The following is a 13,871-nucleotide window of genomic DNA, read 5'->3' as shown; positions in this document are numbered from 1 at the left end:
GATGAATCTTAAGGCAGTACTTGAAGCACTTTTATTTGTAGCAGACACCCCTTTGACGCTTAGTAAATTTAAAAAAATACTTAAAGAATATAGTGTTAAAGATATCAAACAAGCATTGAAAGCACTACAGGCAGATTATCAATCCCCAGAACATGGAATAGAATTAGTAGAGGTAGCAGGAGGATTTCGTTTGCAAACAAAGGCTGAATTTCGTTCTTATATAGTTTCACTTAAACAAAAATCCCCCTTTCGGCTAAGTCGGTCTGCCTTAGAAACTTTAGCTATTATTGCTTATCGTCAACCTATTACACGTAAAGAAATAGAGGCTATAAAAGGGGTAGATGTTTCTATGAGTTTAAAAACTTTACTTAAACTCAATTTAATAAAAACTGCTGGTAGAAAACAGGGCAGTACTGCACTTCTTTATGTTACTACTGCTTATTTTTTAGAAGTATTTGGACTTAAAGATTTATCTGAACTTCCTAAATTGACTGATCTTTCATAATGAAACAAAGACTACAAAAAATACTTTCACGGGCTGGTATTACCTCTCGCCGTAAGGCAGAAGCATTAATTCAAGCAGGGAGAGTAAAAATAGATGGAAAGATTGTCACATCATTAGGAACAAAAGCAGATCCAGAAAAACAAATCATTGAAATAGATGGAAAATGCCTTGTCTTCCCCCCACTTCTTTACATTATGCTTTATAAACCTAGATATTATCTTACCACACTTTATGACCCAAAAGGTAGACCAAAAGTAACAGACTTATTAAAACAAATCCCGGTAAGAATATTTCCTGTTGGAAGATTGGATTTTGATGCTGAAGGGCTTCTTTTATTAACAAATGATGGTGACTTTGCTAATCTGCTAATTCATCCTCGTTATAAAATTCCAAAGACATATTTAGTGAAAGTAAAAGGTATTCCAAAGTATTGGGAGTTAAAAAAATTTAAAGAAGGAATAGATTTAGAAGAAGGAAAAACATTACCTGCAAAAGTAAAACTCATAAGTATTCTTAAACACAATGCTTGGATTGAATTAACTATTCATGAAGGGCGTTATCGACAAATTAAAAGGATGTGTGCTGCTATAGGTCATCCTGTATTACGCTTAAAACGTATTCAAATAGGGTCTTTAAAACTTGGGAATTTAAAACCAGGTGAATACCGATTTCTCACTGAGAAAGAGATAAAGAAATTAAAGGATATGGCGATGGGTATAAAATGAGGCTGAATCCATTACCTCCTCAAGTTTTTTTAAATTTTCTGACTTACCTAATATAATTAAAATATCCCCAGAATCAATGATTGTTTCTGGTGAAGGATTAAAAATCATTTCACCTGTTGCCTTTCTTACAGCAACTACAATAACATCAAACCTTTGTCTTAAACCTGAATCTTTAAGAGAAACATTTTTTATTTCCGCTTTTTCACCAATAGGAATCTCTCCCATTTGTAATTCAATACCTCGATAAACAGTTAATTCTATAAAATCTGTTACTAAAGGATGAGTTACCATACGGGCAATTTTCCTTGCTCCAATTTCATAAGGCGCAATCACTTTATTCGCTCCTGCACGTAATAATTTTTTTACTGCATCCTCTTCCCCAGCCCGGCTTATAATGTTTAATTTTGGATTTAATTCTTTTGCTGTTAAAACAATATAAACATTATCAGCATCAGAACCTGCTACAGCTATAAGCCCAGCAGCATTTTTTATACCAGCTTTTATTAACACCTCTTCACGAGTAGCCTCTCCATGAACATAAAGAAAACCATGTTCTTCAATATCTTCTAACAAATTAGTATTTTTTTCTACAACCACAATAGGTATTTTATATTGAGAAAGTTCCTTACAAACATGCCGACCAATACGACCATATCCACAAACAATATAGTGATGTTTTAAAGATTTTATTCTCCTTTCCATTGTTTTCCTCCCAAATACCCGTTTTAAATAACCTTCTAATAAAATGCGACCTATGGTAGTAAACACATATGCTGCTACACCCACACCACATAGAATAAAAATTAAAGTAAAAACTCTTCCTGCAGGAGTAAGAGGATGTACTTCACCAAAACCTACTGTGGTAAGAGTAATAATTGTCATGTAAAGAGCATCTAAAAAAGACCATCTTTCAATAAAGATATAACCACAAATTCCTAATAAGATAATAAAATTAAATAAGATTATGCACTTAATAATTTGTCTAAGATCAGACATTTATATTCGTTCATAATCATCTTCAAAACGAACAATATCATCTTCACCAATATATTCGCCATTTTGAACTTCTATAATCTCTAGATTAACTCGACCTGGGTTTTCTAAACGATGAAGTGTGGTTTTAGGAATATAAACACTTTCATTTTCTCTTACATACATTTCTTTATCTCCAATCCTCACTTTGGCTGTACCTCGAACAACTACCCAATGCTCACTCCGATGATAATGCATCTGAAGACTTAATCTTCCTCCAGGATAAACTACAATCTTTTTAATCTTATATCTCTCTCCTTCTTCTAATACTGTAAAGCTACCCCAAGGACGGTGAACGGTAATAGGTTCAATGTATTCCTTTCTTCCAGTATCTTTCAATTTTTTTACTATTTCTTTTACTTTCTGTGTCTCACCACGTTTAGCAATAAGGATGGCATCAGGGGTCTCTACTACCAAAATATTTTTTAAGCCAATAGCAGCAATTAAACGTTGTCCTAAAATAAAAGAACTTTTTGTATCAATGGTAACTACATCACCTATTTTTGTATTCCTTTTTTTATCCTTTTTCAAAACATCATAAACAGCATCCCAACAACCTACATCATTCCAAGAAAGTTTCATAGGAATTACTGCCAATCTTTTAGACTTTTCCATAATAGCATAATCAATAGAAATAGTAGGCATTTTAACAAACTGTTTTTTCATTATCTCTAATTCTTGTTTAAAAAATTGGAAAATATCTGGAACATGCTGTTGAAATTCCTTTAAAATAGTATCTAATTGAAAGGCAAAAATACCAGCATTCCAATAATAATTTCCTGAAGAAACAAATTCCTTTGCCTTTTCAATCCCTGGTTTTTCAATAAATGTTTCAACTGTATAAAACCCATCCTTTTTTTCTCCTAATTTAATATAACCATAACCAGTCTCTGGCTTTAAAGGTTTAACCCCAAAAGTAACAACATAACCCTTTTCTGCTACCAAAATTCCCTTTTTAAGATAATTAAGAAATTTTTCTTCTGGGGAAACTATATGATCAGAAGGAGAGACAAGAATTACTTCTTTAGAAGAACAACTCAATACTTCTTGACAATATTTTATCCCTAAAGCAATAGCTGGTGCAGTATTTCTCCCGATAGGTTCAAGGAGAATATGAGGTATATTAAGTCCCATTTCCCGTAAATTTGATTTTACATGAAAGAAATAATTCTGGTTAGTAATGATTATCAAGTCTTCTGGAACAACAAGATTCAAGAAATGATGAATGGTTTGCTGAAGTAAAGAAGCATTTTTATTAATTTTTAAAAATTGCTTTGGATAGGACTCACGAGAAAGGGGCCAAAGTCGAGTACCACTACCTCCAGCAAGGATAAATACTTTCATCTTTTTCCCTCTTTTTAATTTTACTAATTCCTACTTTAGGGGAATAAATTTGTCAATAATTCTTAGATATTTAAGTCAATCCTTCCTTTAACTCCTGTGGTGAGCCCTGGGGAGCATTTTGTGGGTCAAAACCTTTTTGTGATGAACGCCTAAATTAGGGTTCAAAAAAGGAACATCTTTCTCGTCTATATCTTCACATAATTCAAAAGCCTTCTTTAAACTACTATCCGTCAATGTATTTTCAATCCTTTATTCTTTTCAAAATTCTTTCTCTATTCTTGTTCCACCATTCCTCTTTAATTTGTTCTGATAATTCCCACGCTTGTTCCTCAGTTAATTTGCTTTTTTCAATTATTGACTCTACCCGTAATTTTTCTAAAAATTGTTGAACATAATCCATAGCCATCAACTGTTTAGGAAACTTCAAAATTGCTTTATCTTTTTCAAACATAATTTCAATCATTTCTTATTACCTTGTTAAGTATCTAAATTTCTAAACTTCCGTAATTCTGAAAATAACAGACTGCAGGTACAATGTCAATGTGCATTCATGGTGGTCCCAACGGGATTTGAACCCGTGTCTCTGGCGTGAGAGGCCAGTATCCTAGGCCACTAGACGATGGGACCATTTAAAATGGCTGGCGGACGAGGATTCGAACCCCGGCTAGCAGGTCCAGAGCCTGCCGTCCTACCACTAGACGATCCGCCATTTATTTTAAAAATAACTTAATATATGTTGAAAGTCAAGGTTATTGTCAAAATAATATCTTTTCTTAAATGCTTTCTTAGATTATAATTTTGTTTAAAAATATGATTAAGAAAATAACTTATAAAGCGCAATTAACTCTCAGTACTGGTTTTGACCTTCTTTCTATTGTACCTGTTAGAGAAATATCTATTAAAGAAATTCTTGAATATCTTCATATTCATCCTAATGATAAATTTATGCATAAATATTTATTATATCAATTAGTGAAACTCAGTGAAAATGAACTTGATGAATTAATAGAAGAAGCAAAGAAAAAAGATGATTTATTATCATTGGCATGTTTTTATGAAATTTGTATCTGTTATAATAAATTTTTTAATTTAAGAAAAAAATTTAATGATATAGATAAAAAAATCTTAGCTAAGCATACACCTTTAATCTATATAAGATGGTCTTTAAGTGAAAATCTTGATACTCGTTGTTTTTGGATGGATATATTTGCAAAAAATAAATATATGCATGAGAGTTTACCATCTTTAAATAATATAAAGTTTCCTATACCTTATGATTTAAATAGTCTTATTGAAGATAAAAAAATGGTTCATATTAAGGATGTATATTCAGGAACAGAAGGAAAATCATTTAATACAGGAACAGCTGTAAGAAGTATGGATCCAAAAGAAACTGTAAATAGACTTTTAAAAAATCCAAAAATTCAAGAATTATTGCTTGATGATGAAATAAAACTAACATGTTCTATTAGTCCTTATGCCTTTATAAGGAATTGGAATTTTCGGATAGAGATATCTGTAGGGAAAAACAATTGGACACTTTGGGGAATCTTGGGAGAATATGGAAAAGGTTTTAGTGAAGATGCGGCAAGGGCTTCTGCTTTAATGGAAATAGTAGAAAGATATTCAGCTTTAGCAAACTTTTCTAATAACAAGTCTATTGGTTATAAAAAGGAATTTAAATTAATTAAAGCTAGATATAGTGATTTAATAGAAAAAGGATATCATGTTTTAGATCCAAATAAAATGAATCTTGAAATCCCTTATGAAAACCAAGAGCTATATTGGATTATTGCAGAAGAAGTTGATGAAATGGGCAGTCATGAGATTTATATACCAGCACAATTTGCCTTTCTTATTTCTTCAGGAAATTTTGATGAGATAGATATTTATAGTCAAGGCACTTCTACAAATGGTTTAGCTTCAGGAAATACAATAGAAGAAGCAAAACTTACTGCTTTATTGGAATATATAGAGAGAGATTCAGAAAAAGTCAGTTTATTTTCATTAGATAGATGTTTTTTATTAGAAGCAAAAGACCCAATTATTAGCAATATTTTAGATGCTTGGAGGAAAAGGGGTGTACATATATATTTTTTAGATTTAACAACTGAATTGGGAATTCCTTGTTACAGAGCCTTTTTTATACATAAAAGAGGTGGAATTTCAAGAGGTTGGGGAGCACATCTAAATGGAAAGATTGCTATTAATAGGGCATTATGTGAATTAACCTGTAGATATTTTTTATATGGAGATTATTCAACAATACCTTTAACAGATGGAGTTCAAATAAAAAAATATGAAGAACTTCCAAATTATTCTTCAGGAGATGTAAATAAGGATTTATGGATGTTAGAAAAATTATTGTTGATGAATGGTTTTCATCCAATTTATGTAAATTTAACAAAAGAAGACTTAGATATTCCTGTTATAAGGACAATAGTACCAGGCTTAGAAATGTTACCTGACTTAGATAGGTATTCCAGTTTTAACAAAAGATTATTCAAAAACTATTTAAGAATTGTCCAAAAGTGAATTATAAAGATATTCTCTTTTTTCATAATTGGTTTAAGAATTATGTGAAACAATTTGGCAATAATGAAAATATAAAATTAAAAAAAGAACATACTTATCGTGTATGTAAAAATATCATTCAGATAGGAAAAGATTTAAAGCTTGATAAAGAAAAACTTTATCTAGCTCAAACTATTGCACTTTTTCATGATTTAGGTCGATTTGAACAATTTTATAAATATGGCACATTCAGGGATGCCAAATCTGTAAATCATGCACTTTTAAGTGTTAAAATATTGCAATTGAATAAAATACTTAAAGGTATTTCAAAAAGAGAAAAAAAATTAATTTGTAAGGCTATTGCTTATCATAACAAACGCATTTTACCAAAAAATGAAGATTCAGAATGTTTATTTTATTCTAAATTAATAAGAGATGCAGATAAATTAGACATTTTTTATGTCTTTATTAAATATTATGAAAATGCTCATTACAACCCTGTCATTGAATTAGAATTGCCTGAAAGGAATGACTATTCAAAAAAAATTATAGAGGATATTTTAAGTTCCCGTATTTCAGATTTAAGCCTTATGCAAACCACAAATGATATGAAACTTATGCAATTAAGCTGGCTATTTGATATTAACTTTACACCTACATATCGTTATATCAAACAAAGGCGCTATATAGAAAAGCTTATTAATTTCTTACCAAAAACAGATGATATTAAAAAAATCAAAATTTATCTTGAAAAATATTTAGAGAAAAAAATCAATGAGGTGGTTTGATTTTAGGCTTAGGCTTTCTCTTTTATTGCTGGCGTTAGGTTTAGGAACATTTCTTACAGCAAGGCTTTTCCTTCTTTTTATTTATAGAGATATATTTAGTCCTTTAAATTTTAGACAGTTCCTGATGGCTTTTGTGGATGGGCTTAGGTTTGACCTGTGTACCTTTGCTACTTTCCTTGGCATGCTTCTTTTAATGATAAACCTACCTATTTTAAGAAAAAGCTGGTACAGATTTTGGTCATTATTGGTATTGATAGAACTTTTTATCATAGCCTGTATCTTAACAATCGATATTGTGTTTTTTGGTTATGTAAAAAGACACATTGGAGCAGAAGCTGTTCTCATTATGAATGATATTGATTATCTTCTAACTCATATATATGAGCAATATCTGCTGCATTTGATTATTTTGATAATTTTTTTAATCTTTTTATTGTTATGGATCTACCGTTTCATTAATAAACACTATTCAACACAAAAGATTCGTTTTAGTGCTGAATTAATAAGACTATTTTTGCTCATTGTTTTTCTTGTCTTCTCAATAAGGGGCACGTTTCAGTTTCATGGCAAACCTATCAATGTCATAGATGCTTTCAAATATGGAAAAACCGAATATGGGAACCTTGTCTTAAATGGTGTTTTCACTGCCTATCATACTTTGAGAAGCACAAAGTACATAAACCATAACTTTTATGATGAAACTGAAGCGATAAAATTGTCCCAGCAATATATAGTAGAAAAAGATGAAATTATCATTAATGAAAATTATCCCTTAATGAGGATGAAAAAGAAATTTTTTATAACTGCTAGTAGATATAACATAGTATTCTTTTTGCTCGAGAGTTGGAGTGCTAAATTCATTGATAGCTTTTCACAATCTCATTATGGTGTAACCCCAAACTTTGATAAGATAGCAAAAAATGGTCTGATGTTTTTAAATTTTTATGCCAATGGCCAAAGGAGTATAGAAGGCATTGCTGCTATCTTAGTGGGAATTCCTACTTTACCTGGTCTACCTTATCTAGGCAAAGGACTTGAGATAGTTGACATAACAAGACTGGGGAAGATTTTGAAGGATTATGGATATTCTACCATTTTTGTACAGACCTCAAAGAGACGGTCTTTTAGAATGGAAGGTATTGCTGCTGCTTTAGGTTTTGAGGAATTTTATGGAAAGGAAGATATACCCATGCGACAGAGATACATGACAGATAAAGAACCTGCCTTTGGTTACGACTATGAAGGATTGATGTTTTTAAAAGAAAGACTGGATGAAATAAAAGAACCATTTTTTGCCTTTTTTTCTCAGGCACTACTCATCCACCTTATATATTGCTAGATAAAAGATTTGAAAAATACCCTCATGCACCAGAGTCTTTAGAAGGCTTTTTAAATACCCTTTATTATGCAGACTGGTCCATTGGAGAATTCATGAAAGCAGCAAAAAAGACCGATTGGTTTGAAAATACAGTCTTTATCTTTACCGCAGACCACACCCTGGGACGATTTCAGGGAAATGACTTGCGAGATAGATTTTGGATTCCATTGGTTATCTATTCACCAAAACTCTTTTCTCATAGAAAGATAAATTATTTGGGCTCTCAGGCAGATCTAATTCCAACCATAATAGAACTTTTAAATATAAAAGCACCATATACTGCGGTAGGAAAAAGTCTTTTTGGTGATTATAAAAAGAGATTTGTCTTTTTTGTGGAAGGAAATAATATTGGTCTTATGACAAAAGATGGATATTTAAAACATAATTACAAACAAAAACTTGAAACTAAGGCATTTAATAAAAACTTTGATGTGAAAGAAGCAGAAAATACTTTACTTTCTATAGACGAGGCACTTTACATCTTGTTAAAACAAAATAGATGGTATAACAGCCACTTTAACTAAAATAGTTTTTATACCCCTTTTCCCTCGCAAGGACATCCAAGTAAAGGGTAGCCACATCCACCAATTCTAAGTCAGCTACATTTTCAATCATAGTTTCATCCACAGTTTTTAAATATCGCTTACATTCATCACATACATATACTCTATAACCTGGCTCTTTTTCCACCTCAAAATATTTTATTTTTTCATGATTTTTCTGGCCACAAAAAGGACAAAAAATACGCTCAATTTGCCATTCATAACTACAAAAAGCGCACTTTACAAACCTTTTCCCATCTTTTTTTAAAATAGCCATATATGGATAATGACCACATATAGGACAACATCCTTTTATCCAGTTTATATCTTTTATTTTATCTTTCACTATTTTCATGCATTCTTCTAGAGAAGGTTTTAAACTATGAAAGATAAGAAATTTTAACAAAAAATTATCTATTCCTTTTTTTAAAAAATCTTTAAAAATTTTTTTTAATTCATGAGGATGCTTTAAATAATAATTTTCTATTTTTTCTATTTTAGATTTAATCTCTTTAATATCTTTTAAATTTTGACAAAGAACAAAAAAAAGCCCTTGAGCATGTTCCAGGTCTATTTTAAAATTTTCTAAAAGAGGAAATTCCTCATTTATTTTCAGATTTCTTTCAATTTTAGGTTTAGAAAAATTTTTACGAGTTATTAATATCTTACCATAAAAATCAAAAAAATTGTTATATATAGGATACTTCTTTTTTAAATTTTCTAATCTATTTAAAATTTTTTGCATTTTGATAAAAAGTCTTTTTTAAGCTTGCTATAGCAAATTCATGATAAAGCATAGGTTCATCTAATACTAAATAAATTACTCTAACAGCATCTATATCAATAAGCTGTGCCTTTGGATAATCCTTTTTTAATTCTTTTAACCGTTTCTTTGCTAAGTCTAACATTTCTTCTCTTTCTCCAAAATTCATTGCCCCAGTAGGACAGCTCTTTACACACATTGGTAATAAACCTGCTTTTATTCGATCAATACACATATCACACTTTGAAATCATACCTGTCTTTTTGTCTTGACGAGGTATATTATAAGGGCAAGCTTCTCTAATCTCATCAAAAGGCACCTTTTTTATTAATTCTAAATTATAAATAACTGCTCCAGTTTCATTATCTATAACAACAGCCCCTTTTACATAACTATCCGCAATATTTTTACATGGTGGATCAATACAATGCCGACATTGGTCTGGGAAAAAATACCATACTGGTTTGCCATTTTTTTCATACTCGCTAAAACGCACCAATTTATATGTATAAAAGTTTAAGTCTTTTGGATTTTGATAGCTTCCCCATTGTTCTGTTTTTGTAGCAGGCAATCCATGCCACTCTTTACAGGCAATCTGGCAGCCTCTACAGGCTATACATTTACTTGTGTCTATAAAAAATGCCTTCCCCATCCTTTTCTCCTTTATACCTTTCTCACATCAACCATAAACGCTTTTGTTTCTGGAATGAGTGTATTTGGATCACCAACACTTGGTGTTAATATATTTGAGCTATCACCAGCATCTTTAGGCACTAACCAACCAAAACACCAAGGCAATCCCACTACATGTATAATTCTATCGGCAATTTTAAATGGACGTAATCTTTTTGTTACAATAGCAACTGCTTCTATTTTTCCTCTTACTGATTCAACAATTACTTTATCACCATTTTTAATCCCTCTTAGTTTTGCCAATTCTTCACTTATTTCTACAAATTGTTGTGGATGTGTCTCTAAAAGCCAAGGCTGCCATCTAGTTAAAACACCTGTTTGCCAATGCTCAGTTATACGATATGTAGTAGCAACAAAAGGATATTTCAAATTACAAGTACAGAATTTATCAAGATTGGTTTGATAAAGTTTAATAGTAGGATTTATTCTTTGAGATGACATAATATTTTTCTCAATGGGACACTCTAATGGTTCATAATATTCTGGAAATGGGCCATCTATTAAATCAATGCCAAAGATATGGGCATGACCTTCTATCTTCATAATAAATGGATAACGGGATTTCTTACCATAAGAAAGAGGTGGCCATTCACCATCTGGCACATCTCCAATCCATTTTTCACCTGTCCATTTAATTACTGCTTTGACTGGATTCCAAGGTTGCCCTTTTTTATCTACTGAAGCACGATTATAAAGGATGCGCCTATTAACTGGCCAACACCATGCCCAATTAGGAAAAAGTCCAATTCTTTTCTGCATTTCTGTTTGAGTTCTATCTCTTCTAGCTGCCATGTTACCTTTTTCTGTATAGCTACCACAATAAAGCCAATTACCTGAACAAGTAGAACCATCTGCCTGAAGGTATGTAAAATCTGGTATTAATTCACCATTTCTAAATTTTTTTCCTTTTATTGTAATATCTTTTGTAAAATAACCATTAATCAATTTAGCTACCCAATGTGGATCATATTTATTAGGCCAATTGAGATTTAAAATAGGCTCTGGAAATACTCCACCTTCTTTATTATAAAGCTCACGTATTTTTTTCATAAGCTCAACAATAATTTCACCATCTGTTTTTACTCCACATGGAGGTTCAACTGCTCTATATCTCCATTGCATTAAGCGACCACTGTTAGTGACACTACCTTCCTTTTCCGCTGAAACAGCACAAGGTAAAAAGAAAACCTCTGTCTTAATATCCTTTGGATTCATCCCTGGCCCTTTCCAAAAAGAACCTGTTTCATTTTCAAATATATTAACATTAACTAACCAATCTAAATTTGCTAAAGCTTTTCTATTCTTATTGGCATTAGCACCACTACAGGCAGGATTTTGTCCCCAAGCAAAAAAACCTTTAATTTTACCTTTATACATCTCATTAAATAGAGTTAACCAAGAATAATCTTTATTATCATCTAATTTTGGTAACCAATTATAACCAAAATCATTATCTTTATTTGCTTTTTCTCCAAAAATGGCTTTAAGTAAGCTAATACTATATTTAGGATAATTTTGCCACCAATTGGCACTCATTGGATCATTGCTTTTTGGAGTAAACTTTTTGTTATATGCCTCTAATGTTTGCAAAGAGGCACGAGCTGCCTTAAGATAACCAGGCCAAATATGATAAAGTATGCTGTGATCAGTTGAACCTTGTACATTAGATTCGCCACGCAATGCATTAACACCACCACCTGCTATACCAATATTGCCTAAAAGTAGTTGAATAATTGCTATTGCTCTAACAGTCTGAACACCAGTAGTATGTTGTGTCAAACCCATAGCATACATAATTGTTCCAGCCTTATCTCTCTTTCCAGTAGAGGCATAAATTTCATAAACTTTTTTTAAATCTTCTTTAGGAGTACCAGTAATAGAAGAAACTTTATCTAAAGTATAACGGGAAAAATGTTTTTTGAGGAGTTGAAAAACACATCTAGGATGTCTCAAACTTCTATCCCTTTTAGGGACGCCTCTATAATCCTTTTCAAAAGCCCAGTATGATTTATCATATGTTTTAGTCTTTGGGTCATAGCCAGCAAATAGACCATCATTAAAATCATACTTCTCATTTACAATAAAACAGGCATTGGTATATTCTTTTATATATTCTTTAAAATATTTTTCATTTTCAATAATGAAATTAATCATACCACCTAAAAAAGCGATATCTGTGCCAGGACGAAGATATGTCCAAAAATCTGCTTTGGAAGAGGTTCTAGTAAATCTTGGATCTACATGAATAACAATTGCACCATTCTTTTTAGCCTCCATTATCCATTTAAAAGAAATGGGGTGATTTTCAGCCGGATTACTTCCCATAATAAGAATTACATCAGCATTTTTAATATCAATCCAATGATTTGTCATTGCACCACGTCCAAACGACTCTGCCAGAGCCGCTACAGTAGCACTGTGTCAGATACGTGCTTGATGTTCGATATAAACTAAACCTAAAGCACGCATCATAGCTTGAATAAGCCAGCATTCCTCATTATCTAATGCAGCACTACCAACATGGGCAATAGCTTCAATTCGATTTACTATTTGTCCTTTTTCATTTTTTATAATAAAAAATCTATCTCTTGTTTCTTTCACACACCTAGCAATCTTTTCTAATGCCCATTCCCAGGTCACTTCTTGCCATTTATCACTATAAGGAGCACGATAAAGTGGTTTAGTTATCCTATTGGGATTATTAATTAATTGGAAAAGAGCTGCTCCTTTTGCACAAAGTGCTCCTTCATTAATAGGATGGTCTGGGTCACCTTCTGTATTAATTACCTTTTTAGTAACCAAATCTGTATGGCAGATAATACCACATCCTACAGCACAATAAGGACAAATTGTAGTTGTCTCTTTAGCCATTCTAATTTTTAATACCTGTGAATGACTATAGGCTTCTCTTAAATTAAAACCAAGATTACCTAAAGCTATACTAGCTATTGCTGCCCCTGAAAGTTTAATAAATTCTCTTCGATTCAATTCCATATTTTTCCTCCTCAAATAACTCTGCTATTTTTAAATCTTCAGGAGTATTTAAATTAAAAAAAGATTTACCAGTAGGGTCTATTTGATTGAGAACAGAAATGGGAATTACCTTTTTCTTTAAATATTTAATTGCCTTATGAACACTTAAATTATCTTTTAACAATTTTTGCTTAAAAATATCCTGACATCTTTTTCCATAAAGGGCAAAAAGAGGATGATAGCCTTTATCATCAGCAGGTATTAAAATATCTAAATTTTCCTCCCATTGAGAAATAAGATAAGAAACAACTTCTTTAGATATAAAAGGCATATCAGAAGCAACAATAAAAGCAGGAAAAAAATTAGTATAAAAAAGACCTGTATAAATACCTCCTAATGGGCCTTTAAATGGAATAATATCCACTACAATCCTTACTTCAAGATAAGAATAAAGTAAAGGTTCATTTGTAACAATAATAATTTCTTTGCTAAATTGATTTAGTATTTTTAAGATTCTTTCAATAATAGGAATACCACCAATTTTTATAAGTCCTTTATGAGAACCAAAACGTGAACCTTTCCCACCACTTAAAATAATACTTGTCATGTCCAAG

The 13,871-nt window shown here is 31.5% G+C and carries 11 protein-coding genes, 2 tRNA genes and 1 pseudogene; 5 read left to right on the top strand and 9 right to left on the bottom strand.

The window, feature by feature from the left end:
* Position 1: 1 nt before the first annotated feature.
* Together scpB and LWW95_00600 are read left to right on the top strand one after the other, a co-directional pair.
* On the top strand, positions 2 to 505 hold the full coding sequence (gene scpB / locus LWW95_00605) for an SMC-Scp complex subunit ScpB (GenBank protein ID MDL1955540.1): 504 nt from the start codon (positions 2 to 4) through the stop codon (positions 503 to 505).
* Complete coding sequence (locus tag LWW95_00600) at positions 505 to 1,230, top strand: rRNA pseudouridine synthase (protein MDL1955539.1); 726 nt, start codon at positions 505 to 507, stop codon at positions 1,228 to 1,230. The genes scpB and LWW95_00600 overlap by 1 nt, the downstream gene beginning before the upstream one ends.
* On the opposite strand, the gene LWW95_00595 is transcribed toward LWW95_00600, so the two are convergent.
* The 5 genes from LWW95_00595 to LWW95_00575 form a co-directional block, all read right to left on the bottom strand.
* Positions 1,201 to 2,226: a potassium channel protein gene (locus tag LWW95_00595; protein ID MDL1955538.1), complete on the bottom strand. Its 1,026-nt coding sequence runs from the start codon at positions 2,224 to 2,226 to the stop codon at positions 1,201 to 1,203. The genes LWW95_00600 and LWW95_00595 overlap by 30 nt on opposite strands.
* Positions 2,227 to 3,606: a mannose-1-phosphate guanylyltransferase/mannose-6-phosphate isomerase gene (locus LWW95_00590; GenBank protein ID MDL1955537.1), complete on the bottom strand. Its 1,380-nt coding sequence runs from the start codon at positions 3,604 to 3,606 to the stop codon at positions 2,227 to 2,229. It lies immediately after the preceding gene.
* 241 nt (positions 3,607 to 3,847) lie between these two features.
* Entirely contained in the window at positions 3,848 to 4,069 is a 222-nt protein-coding gene (locus LWW95_00585) for a hypothetical protein (GenBank protein ID MDL1955536.1), read from the bottom strand.
* Positions 4,070 to 4,157: 88 nt separating this feature from the next.
* Positions 4,158 to 4,233 (bottom strand) — tRNA-Glu (locus tag LWW95_00580).
* An 8-nt stretch (positions 4,234 to 4,241) separates the two neighbouring features.
* A tRNA-Gln gene (locus tag LWW95_00575) sits at positions 4,242 to 4,315 on the bottom strand.
* A 101-nt stretch (positions 4,316 to 4,416) separates the two neighbouring features.
* On the opposite strand from LWW95_00575, the gene LWW95_00570 reads away from it, so the two are divergent.
* The 3 genes and pseudogenes from LWW95_00570 to LWW95_00560 all read left to right on the top strand — a co-directional run bounded on the left by LWW95_00570 (position 4,417) and on the right by LWW95_00560 (position 8,810).
* Entirely contained in the window at positions 4,417 to 6,141 is a 1,725-nt protein-coding gene (locus LWW95_00570) for a YcaO-like family protein (GenBank protein ID MDL1955535.1), read from the top strand.
* Between the two features lie 44 nt (positions 6,142 to 6,185).
* A complete protein-coding gene (locus tag LWW95_00565; protein ID MDL1955534.1) occupies positions 6,186 to 6,908 on the top strand; it encodes an HD domain-containing protein in 723 nt (240 codons plus the stop codon).
* Between the two features lie 781 nt (positions 6,909 to 7,689).
* A pseudogene (locus LWW95_00560) lies at positions 7,690 to 8,810 on the top strand (LTA synthase family protein).
* Here the strand turns inward: LWW95_00560 and LWW95_00555 are convergent.
* From LWW95_00555 to LWW95_00540, 4 genes are read right to left on the bottom strand one after another with little or no spacing between them, the layout of a single operon-like run.
* Complete coding sequence (locus tag LWW95_00555) at positions 8,803 to 9,573, bottom strand: formate dehydrogenase accessory protein FdhE (GenBank protein MDL1955533.1); 771 nt, start codon at positions 9,571 to 9,573, stop codon at positions 8,803 to 8,805. The pseudogene LWW95_00560 and the gene LWW95_00555 sit on opposite strands and share 8 nt — an antisense overlap.
* Entirely contained in the window at positions 9,554 to 10,243 is a 690-nt protein-coding gene (locus LWW95_00550; GenBank protein MDL1955532.1) for a formate dehydrogenase, read from the bottom strand. Before LWW95_00550 ends, LWW95_00555 begins: the two co-directional genes overlap by 20 nt.
* Positions 10,244 to 10,254: 11 nt before the next feature.
* Positions 10,255 to 13,278 carry a formate dehydrogenase-N subunit alpha gene (gene fdnG, locus LWW95_00545; GenBank protein ID MDL1955531.1) on the bottom strand — a complete coding sequence of 1,008 codons (3,024 nt, stop codon included), beginning with the start codon at positions 13,276 to 13,278 and terminating at the stop codon, positions 10,255 to 10,257.
* The gene (locus LWW95_00540) at positions 13,250 to 13,864 is read right to left on the bottom strand and encodes a molybdenum cofactor guanylyltransferase (protein MDL1955530.1); all 615 of its coding nucleotides are present in this window, start codon (positions 13,862 to 13,864) and stop codon (positions 13,250 to 13,252) included. Before LWW95_00540 ends, fdnG begins: the two co-directional genes overlap by 29 nt.
* Between the last annotated feature and the right edge of the window lie 7 nt (positions 13,865 to 13,871).

Origin of the sequence: Candidatus Desulfofervidus auxilii (genome assembly GCA_030262725.1) — a bacterium.
GTDB lineage: Bacteria > Desulfobacterota > Desulfofervidia > Desulfofervidales > Desulfofervidaceae > JAJSZS01.
This window is presented reverse-complemented; position numbering and strand designations above follow the sequence as displayed.